The sequence below is a fragment of the Aromatoleum evansii genome (assembly GCF_012910805.1).
Taxonomy (GTDB): domain Bacteria; phylum Pseudomonadota; class Gammaproteobacteria; order Burkholderiales; family Rhodocyclaceae; genus Aromatoleum; species Aromatoleum evansii.
The window spans coordinates 1-433 of sequence record NZ_WTVK01000242.1 but is presented as its reverse complement, the minus strand read 5'-3'; the positions used below and the strand labels follow the sequence as shown (position 1 = coordinate 433).

Genomic DNA, 433 nt, shown 5'->3' with positions numbered 1-433 from the left:
GATCCGCCAGATCGGAAAAGGCGCGGCCAGCTCGAGCCGGATCGATCGAGCCGGCCAGCAGCCGGACACCGATCAGGAACCTTTGCTCGGAGGCAAAAATGCGCAGCCGGTCGAGCACGTCCTCATAAAGCCGGTCGCCCTCGACAAAGGCGGAAAGCCGCGCCGACAGATAGGCACGGTCCGGCAATTCGGTCAGCAAGGCCGGGTCGAGCAAACCATCGAAGACATGCGGCCGGCGCGTGATGATCGCCGCCAGCCGGGGTGCGGCACCCATGATCGTCGCCATGAGCTTCAACAGGGCCGGATTGGACTGCAGCAACGAAAACAGCTGGATACCGGCAGGCAGGCCGGCGAGAAACTCGTCGAAGCGTATCAAGGCTTCGTCGGCCCGGCGCGTCTGGCCGAAGGACCGCAGCAGCGCCGGCGTCAGTTC

The 433-nt window shown here is 65.1% G+C and carries 1 protein-coding gene; it reads right to left on the bottom strand.

Annotated elements, in window-relative coordinates:
* Nucleotides 1-433 (bottom strand): hypothetical protein (locus GO615_RS28125; RefSeq protein WP_211167435.1); only part of this gene is annotated, 433 nt, incomplete at both ends.